The sequence below is a fragment of the Roseibium sp. AS2 genome, from assembly GCF_038900065.1.
Taxonomy (GTDB): domain Bacteria; phylum Pseudomonadota; class Alphaproteobacteria; order Rhizobiales; family Stappiaceae; genus Roseibium.
In genome coordinates this window covers 58,344-84,033 of the sequence record NZ_JBBMQN010000002.1, presented here as the reverse complement: position 1 = coordinate 84,033, position 25,690 = coordinate 58,344, and the positions used below count along the sequence as shown (strand labels likewise).

At 62.4% G+C, this 25,690-nt stretch carries 18 protein-coding genes; 7 read left to right on the top strand and 11 right to left on the bottom strand.

The window, feature by feature from the left end; translation table 11 throughout:
* Positions 1-2: 2 nt before the first annotated feature.
* Complete coding sequence (locus tag WNZ15_RS05370; RefSeq protein WP_342891928.1) at positions 3-215, top strand: ribbon-helix-helix domain-containing protein; 213 nt, start codon at positions 3-5, stop codon at positions 213-215.
* A gap of 44 nt (positions 216-259) precedes the next feature.
* Here WNZ15_RS05370 and WNZ15_RS05365 read toward each other — a convergent pair whose 3' ends face one another.
* Together WNZ15_RS05365 and WNZ15_RS05360 are read right to left on the bottom strand one after the other, a co-directional pair.
* Positions 260-4,093 (bottom strand): AsmA family protein, encoded by a 3,834-nt coding sequence (locus WNZ15_RS05365; protein WP_342891927.1) that lies wholly within the window; start codon positions 4,091-4,093, stop codon positions 260-262.
* 181 nt (positions 4,094-4,274) lie between these two features.
* Positions 4,275-5,699 carry an FAD-linked oxidase C-terminal domain-containing protein gene (locus tag WNZ15_RS05360; protein WP_342891926.1) on the bottom strand — a complete coding sequence of 475 codons (1,425 nt, stop codon included), beginning with the start codon at positions 5,697-5,699 and terminating at the stop codon, positions 4,275-4,277.
* A gap of 125 nt (positions 5,700-5,824) precedes the next feature.
* On the opposite strand from WNZ15_RS05360, the gene WNZ15_RS05355 reads away from it, so the two are divergent.
* Both WNZ15_RS05355 and WNZ15_RS05350 read left to right on the top strand, forming a co-directional pair.
* Entirely contained in the window at positions 5,825-6,319 is a 495-nt protein-coding gene (locus WNZ15_RS05355) for a thioesterase family protein (RefSeq protein WP_342891925.1), read from the top strand.
* Positions 6,320-6,455: 136 nt separating this feature from the next.
* Positions 6,456-8,099, top strand: a complete 1,644-nt coding sequence (locus tag WNZ15_RS05350) for a chloride channel protein (protein WP_342891924.1) — start codon at positions 6,456-6,458, stop codon at positions 8,097-8,099.
* A gap of 25 nt (positions 8,100-8,124) precedes the next feature.
* Here the strand turns inward: WNZ15_RS05350 and WNZ15_RS05345 are convergent, their stop codons facing one another.
* A complete protein-coding gene (locus WNZ15_RS05345) occupies positions 8,125-9,159 on the bottom strand; it encodes a phytanoyl-CoA dioxygenase family protein (protein WP_342891923.1) in 1,035 nt (344 codons plus the stop codon).
* An 85-nt stretch (positions 9,160-9,244) separates the two neighbouring features.
* Entirely contained in the window at positions 9,245-11,059 is a 1,815-nt protein-coding gene (locus WNZ15_RS05340) for an aminopeptidase P family protein (RefSeq protein ID WP_342891922.1), read from the bottom strand.
* 250 nt (positions 11,060-11,309) lie between these two features.
* Here WNZ15_RS05340 and WNZ15_RS05335 point away from each other — a divergent pair, with 250 nt between their 5' ends.
* The gene (locus WNZ15_RS05335; RefSeq protein WP_342891921.1) at positions 11,310-11,513 is read left to right on the top strand and encodes a hypothetical protein; all 204 of its coding nucleotides are present in this window, start codon (positions 11,310-11,312) and stop codon (positions 11,511-11,513) included.
* Between the two features lie 94 nt (positions 11,514-11,607).
* Here WNZ15_RS05335 and WNZ15_RS05330 read toward each other — a convergent pair whose 3' ends face one another.
* Entirely contained in the window at positions 11,608-12,498 is an 891-nt protein-coding gene (locus WNZ15_RS05330) for a 50S ribosomal protein L11 methyltransferase (protein ID WP_342891920.1), read from the bottom strand.
* 141 nt (positions 12,499-12,639) lie between these two features.
* On the opposite strand from WNZ15_RS05330, the gene WNZ15_RS05325 reads away from it, so the two are divergent.
* The gene (locus WNZ15_RS05325; protein WP_342891919.1) at positions 12,640-13,206 is read left to right on the top strand and encodes a tetratricopeptide repeat protein; all 567 of its coding nucleotides are present in this window, start codon (positions 12,640-12,642) and stop codon (positions 13,204-13,206) included.
* A gap of 2 nt (positions 13,207-13,208) precedes the next feature.
* Here WNZ15_RS05325 and WNZ15_RS05320 read toward each other — a convergent pair whose 3' ends face one another.
* Both WNZ15_RS05320 and WNZ15_RS05315 read right to left on the bottom strand, forming a co-directional pair.
* Positions 13,209-14,597, bottom strand: coding sequence for a HAMP domain-containing sensor histidine kinase (locus WNZ15_RS05320; RefSeq protein ID WP_342891918.1), 1,389 nt, complete (start codon positions 14,595-14,597; stop codon positions 13,209-13,211).
* The gene (locus tag WNZ15_RS05315; RefSeq protein WP_342891917.1) at positions 14,581-15,309 is read right to left on the bottom strand and encodes a response regulator transcription factor; all 729 of its coding nucleotides are present in this window, start codon (positions 15,307-15,309) and stop codon (positions 14,581-14,583) included. Before WNZ15_RS05315 ends, WNZ15_RS05320 begins: the two co-directional genes overlap by 17 nt.
* Before the next feature lie 204 nt (positions 15,310-15,513).
* Between WNZ15_RS05315 and WNZ15_RS05310 the strand changes: the two genes are divergently transcribed.
* A complete protein-coding gene (locus WNZ15_RS05310) occupies positions 15,514-15,984 on the top strand; it encodes a hypothetical protein (RefSeq protein ID WP_342891916.1) in 471 nt (156 codons plus the stop codon).
* A 199-nt stretch (positions 15,985-16,183) separates the two neighbouring features.
* Here the strand turns inward: WNZ15_RS05310 and WNZ15_RS05305 are convergent, their stop codons facing one another.
* From WNZ15_RS05305 to ligA, 3 genes are all read right to left on the bottom strand, one after another.
* Complete coding sequence (locus WNZ15_RS05305; protein ID WP_342891915.1) at positions 16,184-18,622, bottom strand: UvrD-helicase domain-containing protein; 2,439 nt, start codon at positions 18,620-18,622, stop codon at positions 16,184-16,186.
* Positions 18,623-19,036: 414 nt separating this feature from the next.
* Positions 19,037-21,034, bottom strand: a complete 1,998-nt coding sequence (locus WNZ15_RS05300; protein ID WP_342892605.1) for a nitrate- and nitrite sensing domain-containing protein — start codon at positions 21,032-21,034, stop codon at positions 19,037-19,039.
* 320 nt (positions 21,035-21,354) lie between these two features.
* Entirely contained in the window at positions 21,355-23,508 is a 2,154-nt protein-coding gene (gene ligA, locus WNZ15_RS05295) for an NAD-dependent DNA ligase LigA (protein ID WP_342891914.1), read from the bottom strand.
* Between the two features lie 148 nt (positions 23,509-23,656).
* Here ligA and WNZ15_RS05290 point away from each other — a divergent pair, with 148 nt between their 5' ends.
* Positions 23,657-23,842: a hypothetical protein gene (locus WNZ15_RS05290; RefSeq protein ID WP_342891913.1), complete on the top strand. Its 186-nt coding sequence runs from the start codon at positions 23,657-23,659 to the stop codon at positions 23,840-23,842.
* A 155-nt stretch (positions 23,843-23,997) separates the two neighbouring features.
* Here WNZ15_RS05290 and recN read toward each other — a convergent pair whose 3' ends face one another.
* Positions 23,998-25,665 (bottom strand): DNA repair protein RecN, encoded by a 1,668-nt coding sequence (gene recN / locus WNZ15_RS05285; RefSeq protein ID WP_342891912.1) that lies wholly within the window; start codon positions 25,663-25,665, stop codon positions 23,998-24,000.
* Positions 25,666-25,690 lie beyond the last annotated feature (25 nt).

The window sequence follows — 25,690 nt, the reverse complement described above, 5'->3', positions numbered from 1 at the left end:
GCATGGCGTTGGTCAAACGCTCGCTATCCCTCCACGGTCACCGCACGAGTCTGGCGCTGGAACCTGAATTCTGGGATGTGGTGGACGGTTATGCCGACGCCCGGCACCGCTCTCTTGCAACCGTGATTGCTGAAATCGACGACAGCCGCGATCCGCAGGATCCGCTGTCCTCCGCCGTCAGGGTGTGGGCGCTCACTCTTGTAAAATCCACATGAACTGACTCCGAAGCAAGACCGGCCGCGCTCTCCGGGCCCACCGACTACTGCGGCGTGCCGGGCAACAGCAGAGGCCCGCCGACATCCCGGGTGATCAGATCTTCAATCGAAACGGGCGGCTCGAGCGGAGGCAGGCCGCTCGCCGGCTTGGCGGATGGCGACGAGGGGATCGATGCGGTGCTCGATGTATCCAGCAAGTCACGGATACGATCCGCGAACGGCACCGCCGGCAACACAACGCCGCTCTGCCGCTGCGGTGCCTTCGCCCGGGGCGTGCCCTGGGGAATATCCTGGGGAGTATTCTGGGGAGTATTCTGGGGCAGCAGACTGGTGTTGTCCTGTTCCGCCGGCTCCTGCCGGGCGTCCCCGGAGGAGCCTTGTTCAAGCCGCAGGCGGTCCTTTTCCGCCTCGTCCGCTGCAATGCGCGCACGGCGCGCCTCTGACTGCCTTTGCCGCTTCAGTTCGCGCACCAGACGATCCCTTTCCAGGATTTCGGCCTGAAGCTTTTCCACCCGCTCGACCTCCTGTTCGAAGGCGCGCAGGGTGAGATAGGCGGTGAACGGCGCGATATCGATGCGGCGGACCGGCTGCTCGACCGGCCCGGAGAACAGGAGACCGACCTGAGGTTCGGCTCCGGTGACGGCATCATCCCCCGGATCGACGGTCAGCGAGAAATCGGCATCGAGCTCATGGGTCCCGAGATCCAGTTCTGCCGAACCGAAAATCTCGGCCCGCTGCGCGTCCACCACCACGTTGCGGGCGCTCAACCGGCCGCCCACCAGTGTCAGCGTGCCGTCGACACGCTGGAACGGCAGGCTGCCCGCAGCCATGTGACTGACAAAGACCTCGCGGATCCGTTCGTCTTCAAGATCAAGACCTGAATCCACTGCCCGCGTCACCAGCGGGAAAGCATTGGGATTGAGGCCCCGGACCTCGCCGTTTTCCAGCGCGAAGGTGCCACCGCCGCTGAGCCCGGTGGCAATGGCGGAGATCGACCGGCCGGCCCCCTCGAATTCAAGGAAGAGGTCGAGCGTTCCCGAAGCGACGGCCCTGCCCTCGCGCCTCCAGAACAACTGCCGCATGTCGGCGGCATCCAGCTTGACCCTTCCGGACATGGCGGCCTCCGCCTCCGTCCTGCGGATAGAAAGACTGCCATTGAGTTCCCCGCCCGCAAACGCACCGGTCAGACCGTCCAGACGCATGCGCGAGGGCGACAGGCGCAGCTCGCCGCGCGGCGCGGTCACCGCGCTCTCCCCGTCCAAGAGCAGCCGCTCCGCCTGGAAATCGAGCGTCACGTCGAAGCCATCCAGAAGCGGCGCCCCGAACGGTGCTGACGGCCATACACTCGATCCGTCGCCAGCGGCAAACCACTGGTCCGGGCCCAGAACGAGTTCCGACAAGCCGCGCAAGTCGGCCTGGCTTACTTCAAGCTCGCCGGTGAAGCGTCGGTTGCGTTCACCCGGAGCCGGTTCCAGATCGCCTTCCAGCCTCGCCTTGAATTGGGTCTCGCCGAACGCTCCCTCGGCTTTGCCGATGGTCAGGGCGCTGCCGATGCCGTCCAGATCCACGGCAAGTCTTGCCGGGATCGTCCCCGTCATCACCGGCAGAACACGTCCGGCCATCAGTGCCAAGGGAGCAAGGTCGTCCGTTTCGGCCGCCAGCGACAGCCGGTATTCCGGCCTGGCATCCTCTTCAAGCGTGAGGCTGCCGTTCGCATCGAACTGCGAGGCCCCCACGGCCGCCGTCAGATCCACCGACAGACCCTGTTCCGGAACACCGCTCGCGGTGATGGCAAGCCGGCCGGTGCCCGCAGCCTCCACGGGGATGATGTCGAAACCGAGCTGTTGCAGCATCCTGCCGCCATCCGGTCCGCTCAATCCAAGCGAAAGGTCTATCTCTGCGGCGTGCCAGTCATCGACACGGCCCTTGAGTGCCGCTTGCAGCGACGCCTCGGCGTCACCGGCCGTGCCATCAAGGCTGAGCGTCATATCGGTCGCATCGTTGACGGCGGCGGCCGTCAGGCTGGCATCGAACCTGGCCGGGACAAGACTTGCCGCGGCCCGTTCGAGACGCTCCACAAAAACCGTTCCTGGAAAGACGCTGGCCGCAAGGGCCACCAGCCCAGAAAGGTCCCGGGCATCGAGCGTTCCGGCAACGGCGCCCTCCGGCGCGGACAGCAGGTTGCGGATTTCGCCATCGACATCGATGCGTGCTCCCGCCAGGTCCTCTGCGAACAGGCGGTCGATGCGCAGGCCGCCGTCGGAATATTCCGCCTCGAGTGAAAGGCCCTCCCCTTCCACGCCGCGGGCAACCACTTGCCGGGCACGCAGCCGCACCGACACGTCCAGGCCCGTGGTATCGCCGGAGCCGCCTGCCTCTGCCTGCCGGGGCCGGACCAGGGCTGCGAGGCCTTCGATCTGGTCGAGATCGAGACGGTCGGCATCGAGGCTGAGCGAAAACACCGAATTGACGCTGCGCTGCTTGCGATAGGCAAGCCCGCCGCGCGCCTCCGCTCCGGCGAGCGTCAGCCGCAGATTGTCAAGTGCCGCGCCTTCCGGAACGAGGTTCAGACGCCCTTCCAGGGATACCGGATCTATGGCACTGACACCAAGGTCCTCCTGGCGCCACCAGCTCAGCAGGGACCCGGGCTGGTCGGAACTGACCGACACGGCGCCGCGATAGGTCAGCGCGGGCTCGAGGCCGAGATCCCCCTGGGTCGCGACCATGGTGCGTCCCGGCAGACGCCCGGCGAGGCGGGCAATCCGCCAGCCGCCCAGCATGGTCTCAAGATCGAGCCGCACATTCTGGATGATACCGCCCCCGGCGACCAGGGCCGGCACATCCATGGAAATCACGCCATCGACAGGCGGCAGCGGCACGGCCCGCAACGCGGCGATCAACTGATTTCCGGCCGCGTCGATCTGTACCGGTGCCTGTGGCCCGCCGCCGAGCAGCCGGTCGAGGTCGATCTGCTTGGACTTGGCACGAATTTCAAACCGCTTGTCGCCGGCATAAACCAGATCCGCGTTTCCCGTCATGCTGAGCCGGCGGTCTTCCGGTCCATAGCGGAATTCGAAGTCCGGCACCGCAACCTCGGCAATATCGGCCGTGAACTGCCCTTCGGCACGCCATTCGTTGCGGTCGTCCTCGTCCAGGTCCACGGAGGCGATGGTGAACCGCCCGTCGAAGGCGGGCGCGGCATCAGCTTCCTGCAGCATGCCGTCAAAGGCGAAATTGACCGGCCTGTCGGTGGGGGTCACCTCCCCCTTGATCCGTATGCCGGCATCGTCCTGGGCCTTGCCCGTCGCCAGACTGACGGTATAGGGCGCACCATTCAGGGTCAGGCTTCCAGATGCCTTGAACGGACCGGCCAGCGTGCGGGCCGATACGGACAGATTGCCGTTGTCGATGCGATGGGTTTCCCCCGAACGAGCATCGACGATCGACAGGGCACCGTCGCGGATCGTGACCTTGTCGAAGGCCAGGTCCTGCGGTGCGAATTTGGCGAGGGCCCCGTCGGAGGTCATCGCGGTGAGCCAGTCCAGACGGCCGTCCTCGTCCAGGGCAAGGGACAGGTGCGGGCGGTCCAGCTCCATGTCGACGACGCGGATTTCCCCCTTGAGCAAAGGCGGCAGTTCGACGCGCATGTCGAATTTCGACACCACCAGAAGCGGGTCCTCCGCTTCGCCGACCCGGACGTCGGAAAAGCTGATAGAAGGCGCGGGCAGAAGCCTGAGGTCCGCCTCGCCCAGCACCGTCACCCGGTGCCCGAGCGCGCGCTCCGCATAGGTTTCGAACGTGGACCGGTAATTGGTCCAGTCGACAAAGAACGGCCCCACCAGTGCTGCAACCAGCACCAGGATCACGGTAATTCCCAAAGTGATGTAGAAGGAGTTCAGGCCATGTCTCCTTGTTCTGCGATGTCACCGGAAACCATACCGGACAGGTTTACCCCATCGCCGCTGCACTGCAAACACGGTTTCACCATCACCGGCCCGCAACGGCCATTCCGGCGGGCGGCACTCCGGTTCGAGCATCGTGAGCTGATTCGATACAATATCATGACTGCGGCAGGATCTTGCCCGGATTCATGATATTGTCCGGGTCCAGCGCCCGCTTCAGGGACCGCATCACATCCAGGGCTTCGCCGTGCTCGTGGGCCATGTATTTCTGCTTGCCCTGACCGACACCATGTTCGCCCGTGCAGGTGCCCCCCATATCGATCGCCCTGAACGCCAGCCGCCCGACGAAGGCCTCGGTTCTGCGCCGTTCCTCGGCATCGTCGAGGTTGACCAGTATCTGGACATGAAAATTGCCGTCACCGACATGCCCCACGATCGGCGCCAGAAACCCTTCGGTGCGAATATCCTCGGCCGTTTCCGCGACACAATCGGCAAGCCGCGAGATCGGCACGCAGACATCCGTCACCATGATATCGGCCTCCGGGTTCAAGGTCTTGCCGGCCCAGTAGGCGTCGTGCCGGGCCGCCCAGAGTCTGGTCCGGTCCTCGGCGGCGGTCGCCCATTTGAACGGGCCGCCGCCGAATTCCCCGGCAATTTCCGAAAATGTTTCCGACTGTTCGCGGACACCGGCTTCCGAACCGTGAAATTCAAGAAACAAGGTCGGCGTCTCGGCCAGATCCAGCTTGGAATAGGTGTTGCAGGCCCGGATCTGCATCGCATCCAGGAGTTCGATACGGGCGACCGGAAGCCCCATCTGGATGGTCGTGATGACCGCGTTGCAGGCAGCGGCGATGTCCGGAAACGTGCAGATGCCTCCTGAAATGGCTTCCGGCTGGCCATGCAGGCGCAGGGTCAGTTCGGTTATCACGCCGAGTGTGCCTTCCGAGCCCACATAAAGCCGCGTGAGATCATACCCGGCCGACGATTTCCTGGCCCGGCCGCCGGTCTTGATAATGCGTCCGTCGGCGGTCACCACGGTCAGCCCGAGCACGGCGTCCTTCATCGTCCCGTAACGCACGGCGTTGGTCCCGGAGGCACGGGTCGCGGCCATGCCGCCGACCGTCGCATCGGCGCCCGGATCGATCGGGAAAAACAGCCCCGTGTCCCTGATGTAGCTGTTCAACTGCTTGCGCGTCACTCCGGCCTGTACCCGGCAGTCGAGATCCTGATCGTTCACTTCCAGAACCGCGTTCATGCGCGACAGATCGATCGAGATGCCACCGAAAGGCGCGTTGAGATGTCCTTCAAGGGAAGACCCGGCACCAAACGGAATAACCGGAACCTTGTGCTCCGCGCAAAGCCGCACCACGTCCGCCACTTCCTGCGTGGATTCGGCGAAAACCACAGCGTCGGGCGGCTGGTTCTCAAGCCAGGTGGTGGTGTGTCCGTGCTGCTGCCTCAGCGCAGGCGACGTGGCACAGCGGTCCTGAAACCGGTCCTTGAGTTTCGAAATGACCGCTGCGGTCGCCCCATGTGTGTCCACCGCCAGCGCTTCGTCCGGCGCCTTTGCCAAATCCGGCATGTTCACTCCTCCCATGCACGGCATTGGCCGTGCGGTAACAACCTGAATATGTTAGCCCAAATCCGATTGGTCAAAGCCGTAACGGCCTTTGTGTCCTGAAACCTGATACCACCGGGAGAAGATCGATGACAGTACGTTGGAAGACGGAACCGGTCGAAAGTGAAATCATGACGGTCCGGGAGGACTGGATCGACTACAACGGTCATCTGAACATGGCCTATTACAACGTGCTCTTCGATACTGCTGTCGACAATGTCTTTCAGCGCATCGGTCTGGGTCCCGATTATGTCAAAACCCGTGGTGCATCGTTTTTCACGGCGGAAGTTCATGTGTGCTACGTGCGCGAACTGGAGGCGGGCGCGCCGGTGGTGGTGACGTTGCAGTTGATCGATTTTGACGAAAAGCGCGCCCATTTCTATCAGGAACTGCGTCACGCCGAAGACGGCTGGCTGTCGGCGACCTCCGAGCAGATGAGCCTGCACGTCGACATGAACGCCCGCAAGGTCAGCCCCTGGCCCGAAGACATTCATGCGGGCCTGACCGCGCTCGCCGAAGCCCATGCCGGCTTGCCCCGTCCGGAACGCGCCGGACGGCATATCGAAATCCGGAAAAAGCCCTGATTGTCCACATTCCCAGGGTCAAAACCCCACAAACTACGTAAACAGGGCAGCGCATTCGATTGCAGACCTGTTCTTTCGGGCTGGCTCTGTCACAATGCAGGCTCGAAAGAACGCGACGCCCCATCGATCGAGTCTGATGCGCAAGATACTGGAAACAGCCGGTCAGCTTCCCGAAATCCTCACCGGCTGGATAACGCCGAACCTGCGTCAGTACCGGGCAAGCCGGATGCACGTCGTCTGGATCCTGGCTGTCTTCGTCGGCGCGTTGGTTGCGCTCGCGGCGATTGCCTTCCGAACGGCGATCGGGCTGTTCCAGTGGCCGTGGCTGGGCACAACGACCGAATTGACCTGGCAGGCCGCCGCCGGCCAGCCCTGGTGGGTCATCGTGCTGGCACCCGCAGCGGGCGGACTGGTGGTTGGCTGGATCCTGCAGAGATTTCATCCGCAAAAACGAGCCGGTGCCGTCGCCGATGTCATCGAGGCGCGCGCCAATGGCGGACGGGGTCTGCCGCTGAAATCAGGCCTCTGGTCGGCACTTGTGACCACGATTTCGCTCGGAAGCGGGGCCAGCGCCGGGCGTGAAGGCCCCGTCGTCCATCTCGGAGCGACCCTGGGCACCGCCGTCTGCAGCTATTTCAGCCTGCCGGATTCCGCAAGGCGCGTTATTCTGGGCTGCGCGGTCGCAAGCGCGGTCTCCGCCTCGTTCAACGCACCTATCGCAGGTGTGCTCTTTGCCCATGAAGTTGTGCTCGGTCATTATGCGGTGTCCGCTTTCGTGCCGATCGTTCTGGCATCGGTCATGGGCACCCTGCTGTCCCGGCTCTGGTTCGGCGATATCGCCGCCTTCGAGATCCCGGCCTACGAAATCACATCCTATCTGGAAATCCCCGCCTTCGCCCTGCTCGGCCTTGCTTGCGCGGCCGTTGCAATCATTTTCCAGTTTGCGCTCATCGGGACAGACTGGATCGCCCGCAACATCACCATGCCGCTGTGGCTGCGCCCGGCCATCGGCGGCCTGATGGTCGGAACCCTCGGCGTATTCTTTCCAGGCATCCTGGGCGTCGGCTACGAGGCGACCGATCTCGCCCTGAAGCATTCCCTGTCCATCACCACCCTGCTGGCACTGCTTGTTGTGAAGACGGCGGCGACGGCCATCACGCTGGCATCGCGATTCGGCGGCGGCATATTCTCGCCTTCCCTCTACCTTGGGGCCATGACCGGGGGCGCCTTCGGCCTGATTGCCGCTGCGGTTTTCCCGGAGATGGCGTCAAGCCACGGTCTCTACGCCATTCTCGGAATGGGCGCCGTTGCCGCAGCCGTGCTCGGGGCCCCCTTCTCGACCACGGTGATCGTGTTCGAACTGACCGGCGGCTACGCCCTGTCGATCGCCCTGCTCCTGTCGGTGTCGATCGCCACCGGACTGACGCAGGCGGTTCACGGCAAGTCCTATTTCCATTGGCAGCTCGGTATGCGCGGCTGCTTCGTGAACGAAGGTGTCCACCAGTTCCTGAGCGAAAAGGTCAAGGTCCGCGATTTCATGGATCCGCCGCCGGAGACCGAGGAGGAGCGCACTTTCAATCCGGGCGAGGACGGACCTTACCTGCACGAGACGGACACTTTGGAAAGCGCCCTGAAGAGCTTCGATTCCTGTGGCTTGTCCGCCCTGCCCGTGGTCCGCAAAGGCGATGCGACCCGCATCATAGGCATCGCCAGACATGTGCGGGGACTGCGCTATTTCAATGCGGCCCTGATCAATGCGACCCGCGAAGAGCACAGTTGATCCGCTCCGGACGTTTCGAGGTGTTTCAGAACCTGGACGGATCGGTCGCCAGCACCTTGCCCGCGTAACGATGGGAGGTGCGCCCCTTCAGGCGCATTTGCAGATCTTTCTGCGCCATGTGGATCTGGGCCTGGCGCCCTTTCAGACCCGGCAGGCTGAACAGGTCCGGCCCGGTCCACGGCACGAAGGGATTGCGGCGCAGAGATCCGTAAAGCCCGATCCTGACCGAAGGCCTGTCGCTTGCGGCGCGGGCGTGGAAGCCATGCGTATCGGCAACCACCAGCGAGTTTCCCGGCACCGCGAACCGCACGGGCTCGCCATACTTCAGCCGGCCGAATTCTTGGGAAGTCAGGCGGAAGGAACCGCCCGCGTGGTTCCCGTTTTTCGCCGAAGCGGCCGCCAGGCTCTGTTCGCGCTCCCATTCCAGCCGTTCGGGCGTCATGCGGTGCGATCCCGGGACGTAGCAGAAGGGCCCTTCGCGATCGTCTATGTCGTAAAGAAAGAACCAGGCTTTCGCGGTCGGATGGAACGTGTCTGAATGGAATGCCGTCTGCGGATCCGCCTTGCGTTTTCCGTCCGGGTTCGTCATCACGATGTGCAGATAGACCAGCGGGTCACTGTTGGTGGCCCCCACATAGCGCAAGCCGTTCTGGAAAGGATGGCTCCACACCGCCGACTTCAGATACGGCAAATCCTCGAGTACCTTCGGCGGCAGCGGAATGAAGCGCGTGACGGCGTTGCCCTGGCGCATGTCCCAGGCATCGAACGGCGTTGTCTCGATTTCCCGGCGCAGCCCGGCAATATCCGCATCCGGCAGAAGATCGTGTGTCACGATGAAACCGTCGCGCTGGTAAGCTGCGCGCTCTTCCTCGCTCACCAGGGACGCCAGCCTTGCCCGCCTGGCATCCGCCATCTGCTCGGCCAGTCTGACGCGTTTCACATGCAACCCGGCCTCGTTGAGCCGGCGGCTGCCAATGAGGGGATTGTCACGAAAGGACTTGGCCCCCGTGGCCAGCTCGGCTGCGTAAAGGGGCATCTTGAGAACGTCTGCCGCGCGCATTCGGAACCTCGGATATCAATTTTCAGCTGCAACATGGACCATGGCCGGGGTCGCCTGACCGGAATGGCCAGCCCCACGCGCTGTTCTAGATCGCTTTGGTCGCCTGTTCCAGCCAGATCCGTTCCCTGGCGCCGACCAGCGGCCCGATTTCGGACCGGACCCGCTCGTGATACCGGTTCAGCCAGGCCCGTTCGTCATGGGTCAGCAGCGCCGTTTCCACCAGCCGGAGATCCATCGGCACCAGGGTGATCGTTTCGAAACCGAGCATCGCCCGCTCGCCGCCTGCAATGTCGACAGGACCCGTGACGATCTCGAGATTCTCCAGGCGGATTCCGTATTCTCCCGCCGGGTAGTATCCCGGTTCATTGGACAGGATCATCCCCGGCTTCAACGGCACCGTTCCTGTCTTGGATATGCGTTGCGGGCCCTCGTGGACACTGAGATAGGCGCCCACGCCATGGCCGGTGCCGTGGTCGAAATCGAGGCCTGCCTTCCACAGGTCGATCCGGGCGAGCGTGTCGAGCTGTGCCCCTGTCGTGCCTTCGGGAAACTTCGCCGTCGAGATGGCGATATGCCCTTTCAGCACCAGCGTGTAGTGGCGCTTCATTTCCGCGCTCACGTCGCCAACCGCGATCGTGCGGGTGATGTCGGTGGTGCCGTCCTCGTACTGGGCACCCGAATCGATCAGAAACGGCTTGCCGAGCGGGATCTTGAGATTACTGGACCGGCCGACACGATAGTGGCAGATCGCTCCGTTGGGGCCCGCACCTGATATGGTATCGAAGGAAATGTCTTTCAGAACGCCGGTCTCCCGGCGGAATTCCTCCAGTTTCTCCGCAGCGCCGATTTCGTCGAGCGCGCCTTTGGGCGCAACCTCGTCGAACCACGCGAGAAAATTCACATAGGCGGCCGCATCGCGCACATGGGCGGTCCGCGCCCCGTTCAGTTCGGCTTCATTCTTGATTGCCTTGGGCAGCAGCACCGGATCCTGGGCTTCCACCAGCGTGCCGCCGGCCCCGGTGATCGCATCCGCGATACCGATCCCGGCCAGGGCCGGATCGATCAGGACCCGTGCTCCCTTGCCGCCAAGAGCTTCCAGTCCCGGCAGAAACGCCCCCGGTTCGGCGAGGTCCGTCAGGCCTGACAGGGCATCTCGAACCGAATTGGACAGTTTGCGGCCATCGATATAGAGCGCCGGCCGCCCCTCGGACGGGACCGTCGCGAAGGACAGCGGAATCGGCGAGTGCGTTACATCCGAGCCACGGATATTGAACAGCCAGGCAATGGAATCAGGTTGCGTCAGCACGCAGGCATCGGCTTTCTTCTCAAGAAGTGCTGCCTGGATCTCGGCGAGCTTGTCTGTCGCCTCCCGTCCGGCCAGTACGGCCGGAAAGAGCGACACGTTTCCAACCGGCGGCTCCGGACGATCGTCCCAGACAGTGTCGACCGGATTGTCTTCGAGCCGCACCAGTTCCGCTCCGGCCTGCTCGCAGACTGCACTCAGGCGGCGCACTTCCTGCACCGTGTGCAACAGCGCGTCTATGCCCAGTTTCTGACCCGGTTTCAGGCGCTGTGCCAGCCAGTCCGTTACCGGCTCGGTGACCAGATGACGGGCGGGGAAGACCTCCATGTCGACCTGCTCGCGCACCTGAATGGTGTATCGGCCATCGACGAAAATCGCCGCTTCCTCGCCGAGGATCGCTGCAACCCCGGCAGAACCGGTGAACCCGGTAAGCCACTGCAGGCGGCAGTCGTGCGGCGGCACATATTCACCCTGGTGGGCGTCGGCACGCGGAATCAGAAACCCGTCAAGGCCACGGCGGGCGAGTTCGGCTCTGAGAAGCGCTGCATGCGGCGCTCCGCAGGAGGGATCGCTGAGATCGTCAAATGTCTGGTACATGCGGGACACGGTAATTTGGCCGTTGCAACGGATCAAGCGGGATAATTCATTCCGGTCTGGCCAATCCGAAGAAAGTTCCACCCCCTTTATCGCAACGCAACAAATCATTTCGCATATGCGAAGAGCGCAGGGCAGTCATGCGTCTTCAGGCCTACCTGAATCAGCCAGGAAGGAGCATATAAGGATCAGAAAATAAAAAGACGTTTCTCCCTAGGGAAGCTCTTGTACCTCCATAAAGGGAATGATCACGATGACCATCAAGACAACCACTTCGACCCGCGCCGGCGGCAGCTTCATGCGCCGCGCTTTCGATCGCATGATCGAAGCCCGTTCGGTTCAGGCCCGCCGCTATGTCAACGGCTACCTGCTGTCTCTGGACGACGCAACTCTGGCAGCCCACGGTTACGACCGTGACAGGCTCGAGCGTGAAGGCGCTTCGACCAGCGCATTCTGAGGCCTTCGGTCTCCGCAAACACCACTGTGCACCCGTAAAGGCCCGCCGGATTTTCCGGCGGGCCTTTTTCCTTGCGATTCTGCTCGCGCCTGATTCAGGCCGTTTTGCGGCCGCGCACCAGTGTCAGGGTCAGCCAACCGTCCTTCTGGCGGCGCCTGTCCAGGACAAATCCCTGACACCGGTAGGCGAACAGGATCCTGGGACCGTCCTCGATGCGCAGGCCCGACAGGACCAGCGTCGCGGTGCGGGTCATGCGTTCGCCGATGGATCTGGACATCTTCATCAGCGGCCGCGCCAGAATGTTGGCGATCACGAGGTCGAAGGGCCCATGGAGGCGAAATCGCCGGTCTTCCATGCCATTGGCCGTGAAGCCGCTGATCAGATGCGACGCCCCGTTGAGACGGGCGTTCTGAAGCGCCGTACGTGTGGCCACCGGGTCGATATCCGTCGCCAGAACACCCTGACGGCCCTTGAGCGCGGCCGCGATGGCCAGCACGCCCGTTCCCGTCCCCAGATCGAGAATCCGGTCGTATTCGCGTAAGGACAGCAGCCTGTCGATTTCCTCCAGGCACCCCGCAGTCGTGCCGTGATGGCCGGTCCCGAAGGCAAGCGCTGCCTCGATTTCTAGGCCGATGGCACCCGGCGGCACCTTGTCCCGGTCATGCCCGCCATGCACGACGAACCGGCCGGCCCGGACCGGCTTCAATCCCTCGAGGCTTTTTTCCACCCAGTTGATATCCGGCAGTTGCTCCGCTTCAAGCGGCGCGGCGAAGGCATCGGCGCCGACCCGGTCGCGCACCGTCGCGGCAGCTTCATCCGGCTCCATTCCGAAAAGAAGGATTTCCGCGGCCCATGTCCGCCCATCCGCAGTGACCTCGTAAATGGTCACAGGATTGCCGTCGTCTTCAAATGCGCGTTCCAGGATCTCCGAAATCCGCTTGGCTTCGAGTTCTTCGGCAGTGATCCGTACCCGGATGGTTTTCATGTCCGCAATTGCCTTCGGTGATTGGCTTCAAGGCGAGCGGTATACCGGCAAGCCGCGCCCTAAACCAGCGAATCAGGTCCGAAACACTGGTCAATCCGGTGCAATGCCCCATTTTTCGCTTGAATGGAGAGGAATTGAGCCATGCAGGGCGCCACCGAGATTATCCGCCTGGTCACACTCTTGCGCGTTTTGGCAATGATGCTCCTGAGCGCCGCCTTGATGACGCCGGCCGCGTCGGCAGCTTCCCGAAAGGAGGCCCTGTTCGAAGCGTTGAAAAACGCGCCGAGCGAGATCGAAGCCGAGAAGATCGAAAACGAAATCTGGAAATCCTGGTTCGAGGCGGCGCCGAATCCCGAGATACAGGCCAGGCTCGAAGAGGCCATGAGCCGCCGTCACGCCTATGACCTGGCCGGTGCACGCGCGCTGCTGGACAAGATCATCACCGAAGCACCGGACTATGCCGAGGGCTGGAACCAGCGCGCCTTCGTCCTGTTTTTACAGGGAAATTACGAAGCCAGCCTGGAGGATATCGCACGCGCGCTCGCGCTGGAACCACGCCACTTCGGTGCCCTTTCGGGAAAAGCCATGATCTTCATGACCCTTGGACGTGTTAAACTCGGCCAACAGGCCTTGCGTGAAGCCGTCGAGATCCATCCCTACCTCAAGGAACGCACCCTGCTGGTCCAGCCCGGTGGCGTGGATCTTTAGCCTCAGCCATCTTCCGGAGCGGGTTTTGGCCCGGCTTTGTCCTGCCTGGGACCTTCGGCGACGGGCAGGGTGAGGCGCACCGTAAGACCGCCACCGGCGGTGTCCAGCAGGTCGAGACGGCCCGAAGCCGCTTCCGCGACCGCCCTTGCCGTCGGCAGCCCCAGACCGAAGCCCGTGCCGTCGCGAAGCTGGCGTGCCGCGTCACCGCGTTCGAAAGGCTCAAGCAGGCGCACCCGGTCGGCCTCGGCAATCCCCGGTCCATGATCGATGACGTCGATCCGCACGGTGTCGTCCTTGCGAGAAGCACGGATCTCGACATCGCGGGCGTAATGCGTGGCATTGTCGATCAGATTGCACAAGGCTCGCGTCAGCTCGGTGGTGCGCGCGTCAACGGCCAGACCGGCCTCGAAGGCGAGCGTGACCGCATGGCCGATATCGGCATACTGGTCGGCCAGGGACTGAAGAAAGCTGGGCAGATCGATCCGCTGGACAGGTTCCGAGGTGGCGCCGTCGCGCAGGAATGTCAGCGCGGAATCGAGCTGTTGCTCCATCTGCTGGAGATCCTGGAGGCTGCGGTCGCGAATCTCGCCCTCTTCCAGAAGATCCAGGCGCAGCCCCAGCCGGGTCAGTGGTGTCCTCAGGTCGTGGCTGATGGCGGCGAGCATGCGTGTCCGCTTGTTCAGAAATTCGTCGATCCGGAGCTGCATCCGGTTGAACGCGTGAGCAGCCGCACGCACCTCGCGCGGGCCGGCTTCGCGGATCGGCACCGGCGCGGTGGAGCTTTCCCCGAAATTCCTGGCGGCAGACGCAAGGTCCGACAGCGGGCCGACCAGTCCCCGGACAGCCCAGATCATCAGGCCGCAAAATGTCAGTGCCATGAACCCGAAAAACAGGAAGAAAGGCATGCCCAGAATTGAAGGTGGCGGTCCCCGTCCGCCCCATTCGGCGGCGATAAGCGCGCCATCCCTGAGCCTGACATAAATCAGCGGTCCGGAATTCTTACCGCGCAAGCCGGGAGCGACGACGTGTTCAAGGCGCATGCCGAGCAGCGTTTCTCCGGTCCGGAATGGACCGAACCGGGTGCCTTCGCCTCTAACGTCGGGACCGGCGAGTACTTCTTCGCCAACCAGTTCGATCGAAATGTCGGGAAGATCGGTCCGGAGCCCCTCGAGAACCGCCGGCCGGTCCTCCGCCGCGGTTTCGTTCAGCTTCCCGATAACGACGCTGATGAAATGGCTGTTCATGATCGAGTGATTTTGGTCGCGGCTCTGCTGCAGGATGTAACTGACCGCGGCGCCGACGATGATCATGAACAGCCCGGAAACGCCCAGCAGCACCAGTATCTGGTGCAGCATGCTGTCCGGCCAGAGCCGGTTAAGCAACCGCTTCATCCCGCGCCACCGGAGCAACGAATTCGTACCCTCCGGCACGCACCGTACGAATGAACTGGTAGGGCGCTCCGCCCGCCTCGAGCTTTGAACGCAACCTGCTGATCAGGATGTCGATATTGCGCCCGTTGGTCGCGCCGAACTGGCCGTATGTCAGCTCGACGAGCTGTTCCCGGCTCAGAACCCTACCTCCGCGTTCCACCAGAACCTGAAGCAGGTTGAATTCCGCAGGGGTCACGGACACGAGTGCTCCCCCGCAATTGTGCAGGGTCCTCAGCCGGCAATCCATCTGCCACGACTCGAAATGCAGCATCCCCACAGCGGCCGGAGCCGCGACGGACCCGAGTTCGACACGGCGAAACAGCGCGCGCACCCGGGCGATCAGTTCCCTCGGACTGAACGGCTTGGGCACATAGTCGTCCGCCCCCACCTCCAGCCCGACCACACGGTCGATATCCTCGTTCTTGGCCGAGACGATGATGATCGGCACCGAGCTGGTCGCGCGCAGGCGCCGGCAGATGCTGATGCCGTCCTCGCCGGGAAGCATCAGGTCAAGCAGAACGAGATCGACCCGGTTGCTGGCCAGCAAACGGTCCATCTCGGCTCCGTCACGCGCCAGCGTGACCTTGAAATCACTTGACACCAGATGCCGCTTGATCAGCAATCCGATTTCGGAGTCGTCCTCGACGACAAGGATGTGTGACGGTCTGTGCATGGCGGGACCATATCCCTTTTCAGGCCGGAATTTCAGCCGCTTCGCGCGGCCTGTATTCCGGAAAAGTGTTTCTGTTTGTTTCTCGTAAAATCAACGGAAACAAACCGAAAACTGCGGCCCGCGAGAGTTAAGATGCCATTAACCTTTCCGGCGCCACCGTTCCCGAAGTATAGGCGTATCAACCCTTTCACGGAGTGAACGAACATGCAAATCGGTTCAATGCCAATGATGCCGCCGGGTGGCTCGCCCCGGGATCAGGCGGTCAACAGCCTGAGTGCGCAGGTCGAAGCGGGCGAGATTTCCGCAGACGATCAGGATGCGATGCTGGAAGCGCTGGACGCGATCCATGCCGAACGGATGGAATCCGGCCCGCCGGAGCAAGGCAGCACGCCACCGACCCAGGAAGAGATGCAGGCGAATTTCGACTCCATGCTGTCAGAACAGGTCGAGGCCGGAACCCTCGATCAGGAACAGGCCGACAAACTGGCGGACCTGTTCGAGGAAGGTGAGCTCGGCGGACCTCCTCCCGGCGGACAGAGACCGCCTCCCGGCGGCGAGACAGAAGACCTGATGAGCGCGATCCTGTCCCAGCTTCAGAGCGGATCGGCCTATGACGGCTCAGGCGAACAGTCCGTCTCCAGCGTCGCGTCCCTGTTGGCTGATTACACAGCCTGACATGCTGCGGAACGCCCCGGCCCCGGCTCAAGTCGGGCCGGCAGGAGACAAGGGTCCCGCCATCCGGTGACAGCAGCACTTCCACTGTCACCCGACTGCCGTTTTCGGGAAGCCGGCCGCCATCTGGCGGCCGATTCTGTTTTATTTCGGGGACTTTTGCTTCGGGGAACGGGCACCCGAAACGACGCCGGTTTCCGGCTCAGTGCCGCTCGACAAAACTGTCGATGACCTTCTTCACGCCCGCCTTTTCGAAATCGATGGTCAGCTTGTTGCCTTCGATCAGTCTGATGGCGCCGTAGCCGAACTTGATGTGGAACACCCGCTCGCCGACAGAATACTCCGACGGCGTGTCGCTGACGGATTTGGCGACCAGTTCGCCCTCGATGGTCAGCGGCCCCTGACGTTTCGTGCGCGCGGATTGCTGACCGCGCCCCCCGCTGTCGGAGAACCCGTCGGAGGCCTGCCGGGCGCGCTGTGCCCGTTTCCAGCCCGGCGTCGAATAGCTGCCCTTCTCGAAAGGATCGTGACTGTCGAAACGGGACGGACCATAGCCACCGCCGGCATACCCGCCATAGTTCGAGGACGGTTCGCCGATCTCGACATGGTCCGGTGGCAATTCATCCAGAAAGCGCGACGGCACGGTCGATTGCCAAAGGCCGTGAATGCGCCGGTTGGAGGCAAAATAGAGTTTCGCCCGTTTTTTCGCGCGCGTGATGCCGACATAGGCCAGCCGGCGCTCTTCTTCCAGCCCGGCGCGCCCGCTTTCGTCCAGCGCGCGCTGATGCGGAAACAGCCCCTCTTCCCATCCGGGCAGAAACACCGTGTCGAACTCAAGACCCTTGGCGGAATGCAGCGTCATGATGGAAACCGCATCGGACGCATCGGCACTGTCCCGGTCCATCACGAGGGAAATGTGTTCCAGGAACCCCGCCAGGGACTCGAACTCCTCCATGGAGCGGATCAGCTCCTTGAGGTTGTCCAGCCGCCCGGGAGCCTCCGCAGACCGGTCCTGCCGCCACATCTGGGTATAGCCGCTTTCATCGAGAATGATTTCGGCAAGCTCGGTATGCCTGATCTGATCGAGCTGACGCCGCCAGCGCTCGAAGTTGTCGAGCACGGTCTTCAGGGCATTGCGCGGCTTGGGCTTCAGCTCTTCCGTATCGATCAATTGACTGGCGGCCTGCATCAGCGGAATACGCTCGGCACGGGCGAGGCCATGCACCAGTTTCAGCGTCGCGTCGCCGAGGCCGCGCTTCGGCGTGTTGACGATCCTCTCGAACGCCAGATCGTCCGCCGGCTGCGCAACACAGCGGAGATAGGCCATGGCGTCCCGGATTTCCATGCGCTCATAGAAACGCGGCCCACCGATGACCCTGTAGTTCAGCCCGAGTGTGACGAAACGGTCCTCGAACTCGCGCATCTGGAACGAGGCCCGCACCAGCACCGCCATTTCGTTCAATGCATGCCCTTTTGCCTGCAGGGCCTCGATTTCGTCGCCGATGCTGCGCGCCTCTTCCTCGGAATCCCAGACCGAGGCAACGGCCACCAGGTCGTGGTCAGGTTCGTCGAAATCGGTGAACAGCGTCTTGCCGAGACGGCCTTCGTTGAAGGAGATCAGATGAGATGCGGTTGCCAGAATATGGCTGGTCGAGCGGTAATTGCGTTCCAGACGGATCACTTCCGCGCCCTTGAAGTCGTGCTCGAAGCGCAGGATGTTGTCGACCTCGGCCCCGCGCCAACCGTAGATCGACTGATCGTCATCGCCGACGCAGCAGACATTCGGGTTGCCCTGGGCCAACAGGCGCAGCCACAGATACTGGGCAATGTTGGTGTCCTGGTATTCGTCGACCAGCATGTAGCGGAAGCGCCGCTGATACTCCGCAAGGACGTCCGGACGGCTCTTGAACAGGGTGATCACGTGCAGAAGCAGATCCCCGAAATCGGCCGCGTTCAAGATCGAAAGACGTTCCTGGTATTGCTCGTAAAGCTTGCGGCCCTTGCCGTTGGCGAACGCGCGCGCCTCTCCCTCGGGCACTTGATCCGGGGTCAGGGCACGGTTCTTCCAGCCGTCGAGCATCCCGGCGAAGGCCTTGGCGGTCCAGCGCTTGTCGTCCAGCCCCTCGGCCTGGATGATCTGCTTGATCAGGCGGATCTGGTCGTCCGTGTCGAGAATGGAGAAACTGGATTGCAGGCCCACCAGTTCGGCATGCTTGCGCAGGATCTTCACACAGATGGAATGGAAGGTGCCGAGCCAGGCCATGCCCTCGACATTGCCGCCGACAAAGCCCGCGATGCGTTCCTTCATCTCCCGCGCGGCCTTGTTGGTGAAGGTGACGGCAAGGATCTCGAAAGGGCGCGCCAGACCTGACGCCAGAATATGCGCAATCCGGGTGGTCAGAACGCGGGTCTTGCCCGTTCCCGCGCCGGCCAGCACAAGCAGCGGACCCTCCGTTGTTTCCACGGCAAGCCGCTGCTCCGGGTTCAGTCCGGTCAGATAATCAGGCGCCCGCCGGGCTGCCATCGCCCGGGCGGCGATCCCCCCTTGCGGGCGCACAGGTGCGGGAGCCGGCTCCGCCCTGGTTCCGACGGGCTGAAAAGGATCGTCAAATGGATCGTCATACCCGTCCGGGTCTGCCATGGTTTACTGGTCCGGTTGCCAAGAGGTCTTTGCGAGAACATTATAGCAACAAAGCGGCGCTGGCGAGGCGCAGATCAGGGAATTGATGGGGACAAGACGTGGTGGCCGTACCGGAAACCTGAAGCCATTGACCGGCGATACTTGCTCGCCGCACAGATCGGCAAGAAAAGTCTTTGGGGGACTGAACTGGGTGCCGTCGTTTGAGCAGGTTTCGGAAAGGCCGTGACGCCGCTTGTCCCTCCCGGTCGAGTTCCGCCTTGTCGAGGCGGGTGTCAACGGGCGGCCAGTCCAGGACCAACACATTCAGCACCGCCTTTGATGCATACCGTAATTTATGCGGCCACGGCAAAGGCCGGCGTCCTGATGACGCCGGCCTCTGGTTTGTCTGCAATGCTATGGCAGGCACGGCCTGGTTCAGGCCACCTGTTCGCGCACCTCTCCAAGGAACTGATTGACGGCCTGGGAAAGATCCGCAGCCACCAGGCCCAGTTGTTCGGCGGACTGGCTCATCACTTGCGACTGGTCCCGGGTCTGATCGATCGAACTGGACACTTCGGCAACATTCGAGGCCGCCGAGGTGGCACCGTCCGACGCGAAGGTGATGCTCTGGGTGATCTCGCTCGTTGCCGCGCTCTGCTCGTCGACGGACGTCGAAATGGTTTCCGACACCGACTGGACTTCCTGGATCCGCTCGACAATCGACCGGATGGCAGCAACCGACTTCTGTGTCGAATTCTGAACCCCGGTGATCTGGCTCGCGATCTCGTCGGTTGCCTTCGCCGTCTGCGTGGACAGTTCCTTGACTTCCGCGGCAACCACCGCGAAGCCCTTGCCGGCTTCACCCGCACGCGCGGCCTCGATCGTCGCGTTCAGGGCCAGGAGGTTGGTCTGTTCCGCGATTGCCCGGATGATTTCGACAACTTCGCCGATCTTGTCCGCAGTTTCCGCGAGAAGCGAAATATCCCGGTCCGCCGAGATTGCGGTTTCGGACGCATCTGCAGAGATTTCCGTGGCTGAGTTCGCCTGCCGCGAAATTTCGCCGATGGAGGCGGACAGCTCGGCGGCGGCTGACGCAACGGTCTGAACGTTTGCGGTCGCCTGACCGGTGGCCGCGTCGGCAGCCTTGGCGCTTTCGTCGGCATGCATGGCGATCTTGATCATCTCGCCGACACTGGACCTCATGCCTTCGGTCTCCGTGGAAAGCTGTTCCTGGATCGTCGACACCGAAGTCTCGAAATGGTGAATGGCGTTTTCCAACTGCTCGGCGCGCTTCTGGCGCGCTTCCCGCCTTGCCGCTGTCTCTTCCTCCATCTCGCGCTGATGGCGCAGATTGTCTCGGAAAACAGCAGACGCACGGGCGATATCGCCAATTTCGTCAGGCCTGTCCGTGTCCATGATCACGACATCCAGATCGCCGTCGACAAGGCTGGTGACACTGTCCCGCTGCCGGACCAGGGTATTTGTGATCGAACGGACCTGCCAGATAACCAGGGCAAGCGTGGCAACAACAAAGACAACTGCAAGGACCGAAAGCCAGAAAACCTGCTGTGAAAGCCTGGCGACATCCGCATCGGCGGCCGCTTCCGCCCTGTGAATGAGTTCATCGGAGAACTTCTTCATGAGGTTCAGCCGTTTGGTTGCCATGGCAAACCATACCGCCCCCTCAAGACCTTCGGCATCCTGCGTCTGAGGCAGAGTGTGGATCAGATCGCGCCAGGCCAGTGCCTGATCGAGATCGGCTCCCGTAACCATCTTCTTCCAGAGTTCTTTCTGTTCGGGAATGGCAACCGATTTGAACTCCTTCAAAAAGGCACTTTCCCCGCCGTAGTTGGTGATGACCGATCTGTAGATCGTTGAATCGATCTTGCCGGTGGCGTTGAACTCGTTCAGCAGGGCCGCACCCGTCGCCCGTTCCAGCCCGCCGGACTCCATCGCTTCGACAATCGTCAGGTAAGGCAGAAGTTCAGCGGTTATTTCTTTGGAAGGGCTCACCTCCGTTGTAATCCCCACGACATGGATCAGCTCTTCCACTTCGTGCGAATAATGCTTGAGAACATCCTTCACCTGAAGTTTCTTCCCATCCACTTCCTTGCGAACTGTCGTGATCTTGTGCACTTCCTCGGCGACATGATGCAGATCCTTCATGAGGTCGTCGTCGCTGAGTTCCAGTGATGCCAGATGGTCGTCGAATATCTTGAGCGCGGCATCCGTGCTGGAGCGTTGCGCTTTCAGCTTGCCACCGAGGCCGGTGTCGTAGTCGCTCTTGATCAAGCTGACAGTCATGCCGCGTTCTTTTTGCAGCTCGTGCACCAGATTGCCGGAATCTTCGGCAATTCTCGTCATCGGCCGCATAAACGAATGATGCGACAGCTCGACAGCTTTTTCATAGACACTGAACGCTGCGAAACCCATTAGGGCAATCATCGGTACACACGCAAGAACCGTGACTTGTAGCCTGATACGTTTCATGGACATCGCCCTCCGGGAATAAATAACTCTCCCGAAACTGTACGGAACCCATTACTCAATCTTTAAATCACCGTGTGAAATAATTAAAAATCGAATTTTTTGGGGCGCACATCAAGTTAAATCAATGCACGATTGAAGATATACGCAATAAAAACATTGTAGTTTTTACTAGTTTCAATTTACTGAGATTATCGTGACGCCAAACGTTCAAAATATCGACCTGCTTCCGGGACAAAATACAGGCTCAACAGCAAGCGGCAGCCTCATGCGCCGACCAGATCGAACCAGTCATCCTCGGAAATCACGTCGACCTCCAGCTCCGCGGCCTTTTTCAGCTTTGAGCCCGCGCCGGGCCCTGCCACGACGAGATCGGTTTTCTTCGACACGGAGCCGGACACCTTGGCGCCGAAACGCTCGGCCATGGCCTTGGCCTCGTCCCGGGTCATCTGTTCCAGTGACCCGGTGAAAACGACGGTCTTGCCGGCGACGGGAGATCCGGACGCCTCGATCTTTTCCGCATCCTTCGGGCTCACCTGCGCCAGCAGCTTGTCCAACTGCTCGCGGTTATGGGCTTCAGCGAAAAATTCCACCAGCGCCTCGGCAACGATATGGCCGACCCCGTCGATGTCGTTCAGCTCCGCCCAGGCCTCCCCGTTCGGATCACGCGCCGCCTGCATGGCCTGATAAAAGGCATCCCAGGATCCATAAGCCCGCGCGAGCAGCTTGGCATTGCCCTCGCCGACATGACGGATACCCAGCGCGAAGATGAACCGGTTGAGATCGATGGACCGGCGTGCATTGATGGCTCCGAACAGGTTCTTTGCCGAGACGGCCCCCCAGCCTTCACGATTGCGCAACTTGGTCAGGGACTGCTTGTCGCGCTCTTCCAGAGTGAAGATCTCTGCCGGCGTCGTCACAAGTTTTTCCTGGTAAAACGCATCGACCTGCTTGTCGCCGAGGCCTTCGATGTCGAAGGCATTGCGCGAAACGAAGTGCTTCAGCTTTTCCGTGGCCTGCGCCGGGCAGATCAGACCGCCGGTGCAGCGACGTATCGCGTCCACCCGGCCGGTCTTCTCGTTTTCCTCACGCACGGCATGGCTGCCGCAGGCGGGACACACCGTCGGGAACTCGTAGGGCTTCGCGTCCGCAGGGCGCTTTTCAAGGTCGATATCGACGATCTGCGGGATGACATCCCCTGCCCGCTGGATCCTGACCGTATCGCCGACGCGCAGGTCCTTGCCTTCCCGCAAAGGTTCGCCGTCCTGGCCGATGCCCTTGATATAGTCCTCGTTGTGAAGCGTCGCATTGGAGACCACGACACCGCCGACGGTAATCGGCTCCAGCTTCGCGACGGGCGTCAGCGCGCCGGTGCGGCCGACCTGGATCTCGATGTCGTTCAGGATCGTGTAGGCCTGTTCGGCGGGAAACTTGTGCGCGATCGCCCAGCGGGGCGAGCGCGAAACGAAGCCGAGCCGTTCCTGCAGGTCCAGCCTGTCGACCTTGTAGACAACACCGTCGATGTCATAGTCGAGCTGCGCCCGGCTTTCCTCGATGCGGTGATAGACGGCCAGAAGCTCCTCGACGCTTTCACAGCGCTTCATCAACGGGTTGATCTGGAAACCCCACCTGCCGAGACATTCAGCCATGGCGAACTGGGTGTCTTCCGGCAGCGCGCTCATCTCGCCCCAGGCATAGGCAAAGAACCGCAGCGGCCGCGAGGCCGTGATTTCGGACTTGAGCTGGCGCAGCGACCCGGCGGCCGCGTTGCGCGGGTTGGCGAAGACCTTGCCGCCATTGGCCTCCATACGCTCATTGAGCGCCTGAAAGTCCTTGTGGGCCATATAGACTTCGCCGCGCACTTCGACCACATCCGGCACATCGCCGCTGAGCCGGGCAGGAATATCGCCGATGGTCCGGGCATTGACGGTGACGTTCTCACCGGTGGTGCCGTCACCGCGGGTGGCGGCATAGACCAGCACGCCCCCCTCATAGCGCAGCGACAGGGACAGCCCGTCGATCTTCGGTTCCGCCGTCACCGCCAGAACACCCTGCAAGGGATCGAATTTCAGGAACCGGCGGACGCGGCCGACAAATTCCCGGACGTCGTCATCGCTGAAGGCATTGTCCAGCGACAGCATCGGCACCCGGTGGGTGATCTTGCCGAATCCGGAAGCTGGCGCCGCCCCGACCTGGCTGGACGGGCTCTCTCCAAGCACCAGCGCAGGAAACCGGGCCTCGATCCGCGCGTTGCGCTGCCGCAGGGCATCGTAGTCCGCATCGGAAATGACGGGGTCATCTTCCTGATGATAGCGCCTGTCGTGTTCGGCGATTTCCGCCGCCAGCCGCTTCAGCTCCCCCCGGGCTTCCTCTTCGGTGAGGCTGTCAACATCGGTTTGGGCAACTGGGGTGTCAATCATGATGTCTTCACGGATTCTGCCGGCGCATGGGAACGGATGGTTTCATGTATCATCCGGATACCGGAACCATAAGGCATGCTCAAGCGTTCTTGTCACAACCCCGCGGCAATTCTGCCGCCGGACAGAGTTCGAACGACAGGAGACTGAAATGGCTTTCCAGGACCGTGACACGCGTGGTGCAGCGACATCTACCGGCAGCAGCGCAGGCTGGTTCTTAGCGGGAGCCCTTGTCGTGGCGCTCATCGCCGGCGGCCTGTTCTACTTCAACGGCTATTTCACTGAAGACGACGACCTCAGCATCGAGCTGAGCCTGCCGAAGCTGGACACGAACTGAAATCATCCGCATCGGACTTGAAACATGTGCCGGTTGGCTTGAACACCCAACCGGCAGTGTTGCGCGGCGTGTCAAACGCCCCTATCGCGCTTGGCGATGCTCCGGTTAAGCCGTATTCCGCAACCTCCAGGCCGGGGCAATCAGGCGCGTCGCTGTCACTCACCGACCGTCAGCAGCCTGCGCGCCGCCGCCCGCGCTTCTTCCGTTATGACGCTTCCCGCCAGCATCCTCGCGATTTCCTCGCTGCGGTGATCGGCGTCGATACGCTGGACCCGTGTCGCCACGCGATCCGGCTTCAGAGCTTCCTTGGCGATCAGGAAATGGCCCTCCGCCCGGGCTGCAACCTGCGGCGCATGCGTCACCGTCAGCACCTGAACACTGCGTGCCAGGCGCGCCAGCCTCAGGCCGATGGCTTCCGCCACCGCCCCGCCGACCCCGGTATCGATTTCGTCGAACACCAGCGTCGGCGCTGATCCCTTGTCCGCCAGTGAAACCTTGAGAGCCAGCAGGAACCTGGAGAGTTCACCTCCGGAAGCAACCTTCATCATCGCACCGGGCCGGGTGCCCGGGTTGGTCTGGACGTGAAATTCCAGCTGGTCGATGCCGCTGCGGCCCCGGTTGCCCGGGTCGCTGGTGAATTCCACGATGAATTTCGCGCGCTCCAGCTTCAGGTCCGGGAGTTCGGCCTCGACGGATTTCTCCAGCGCCCTGGCAGCACGCGCGCGTCTGGAAGACAGTGCGGCCGCCTTCTTGTCGTAGTCCGCGCAGGCCTTGGCCGCCGCGTCCACCAGCGCCGCCAGCCGGTCCTCCCCCGCGTCGAGATCGGCCAGATCGGTGGCCATGCCCGCGCACAGCGCGGCCAGACCATCTACCGGAACGGAGTATTTCCGCGAGGCGGCGCGCAGCGCGAACAGCCGCTCCTCGACACTCTCGAGTTCCCTGGGATCGAATTCCGTCTGCCGCAGCGCATTTTCCAGACCGCCCCGGGTTTCCTCCAACAGGTCCAGCCCCTCCGCGAGCGTGCGGACAGGCTGCGCCAGCAGGTGCGGCACCTGGTCGGACTTGCGCTCCAGACGGCGCAACAGGCTGGCAAGCTCGGGTATCGGGGACGCCGAGCCATTGAGGGTCTCGAACGCCTCGTTCAGATCGCCTGCGATCTTTTCAACCTGCATCATGTCCGTCCGGCGGGCGGCGAGCTGGTCTTCTTCTCCGGCCTCCGGCTTCAGTCCGGACAGTTCCTCGACGGACGACTTGAGATAATCGGCTTCATTGCGTGCCGCCGCGATCCGGCGCTCATGGTCCGTCACGGCTTTTTCGGCGGCCTTGTATGCGGCGAACGCACGCGAGACCGCCTCCACATCGCCGCTCAGCCCCCCGAACACATCGATCAGCGCCCGGTGGCTCTCCGGATCGACCAGGGCCCTGTCGTCGTGCTGACCGTGGATTTCGACGAGCAGACCACCTGCCTGGCGCAACAGGCCGGCACTGACCGGCTGGTCGTTGATGAAGGCACGGGTGCGGCCATCGGCGGTCTGTATCCGGCGCAGAATGATGTCGCCGTCATCGTCGACGTCGTTTTCCTTGAGGAAGGCCCGCACCGCATGGTTCGCTGCCACGTCGAACACCGCCGTCACCTGTCCCTGGGCCTCGCCGTGCCGGACAAGGTCCGCATCGCCGCGCGCACCGAGCGCCAGCGAAAGCGAATCCAGAAGGATGGATTTTCCGGCGCCGGTTTCGCCTGTCAGAACCGACATGCCCGCGGCAAAATCAAGATCAAGGCGGTCAATCAGGACGATGTCACGAATAGACAGCGTGACCAGCATGAAAGGAAGCTCCCTTAAGTTCTGC

Bases quoted from the DNA above. Each gene is read 5' to 3' on its own strand.
- WNZ15_RS05370 (WP_342891928.1), top strand. From the start codon at position 3: ATGGCGTTGGTCAAACGCTCGCTATCCCTCCACGGTCACCGCACGAGT.
- WNZ15_RS05360 (WP_342891926.1), bottom strand. From the start codon at position 5,699: ATGCCGGATTTGGCAAAGGCGCCGGACGAAGCGCTGGCGGTGGACACA.
- WNZ15_RS05355 (WP_342891925.1), top strand. From the start codon at position 5,825: ATGACAGTACGTTGGAAGACGGAACCGGTCGAAAGTGAAATCATGACG.
- WNZ15_RS05350 (WP_342891924.1), top strand. From the start codon at position 6,456: ATGCGCAAGATACTGGAAACAGCCGGTCAGCTTCCCGAAATCCTCACC.
- WNZ15_RS05345 (WP_342891923.1), bottom strand. From the start codon at position 9,159: ATGCGCGCGGCAGACGTTCTCAAGATGCCCCTTTACGCAGCCGAGCTG.
- WNZ15_RS05340 (WP_342891922.1), bottom strand. From the start codon at position 11,059: ATGTACCAGACATTTGACGATCTCAGCGATCCCTCCTGCGGAGCGCCG.
- WNZ15_RS05335 (WP_342891921.1), top strand. From the start codon at position 11,310: ATGACCATCAAGACAACCACTTCGACCCGCGCCGGCGGCAGCTTCATG.
- WNZ15_RS05330 (WP_342891920.1), bottom strand. From the start codon at position 12,498: ATGAAAACCATCCGGGTACGGATCACTGCCGAAGAACTCGAAGCCAAG.
- WNZ15_RS05325 (WP_342891919.1), top strand. From the start codon at position 12,640: ATGCAGGGCGCCACCGAGATTATCCGCCTGGTCACACTCTTGCGCGTT.
- WNZ15_RS05320 (WP_342891918.1), bottom strand. From the start codon at position 14,597: ATGAAGCGGTTGCTTAACCGGCTCTGGCCGGACAGCATGCTGCACCAG.
- WNZ15_RS05315 (WP_342891917.1), bottom strand. From the start codon at position 15,309: ATGCACAGACCGTCACACATCCTTGTCGTCGAGGACGACTCCGAAATC.
- WNZ15_RS05310 (WP_342891916.1), top strand. From the start codon at position 15,514: ATGCAAATCGGTTCAATGCCAATGATGCCGCCGGGTGGCTCGCCCCGG.
- WNZ15_RS05305 (WP_342891915.1), bottom strand. From the start codon at position 18,622: ATGGCAGACCCGGACGGGTATGACGATCCATTTGACGATCCTTTTCAG.
- WNZ15_RS05300 (WP_342892605.1), bottom strand. From the start codon at position 21,034: ATGGGTTTCGCAGCGTTCAGTGTCTATGAAAAAGCTGTCGAGCTGTCG.
- ligA (WP_342891914.1), bottom strand. From the start codon at position 23,508: ATGATTGACACCCCAGTTGCCCAAACCGATGTTGACAGCCTCACCGAA.
- WNZ15_RS05290 (WP_342891913.1), top strand. From the start codon at position 23,657: ATGGCTTTCCAGGACCGTGACACGCGTGGTGCAGCGACATCTACCGGC.
- recN (WP_342891912.1), bottom strand. From the start codon at position 25,665: ATGCTGGTCACGCTGTCTATTCGTGACATCGTCCTGATTGACCGCCTT.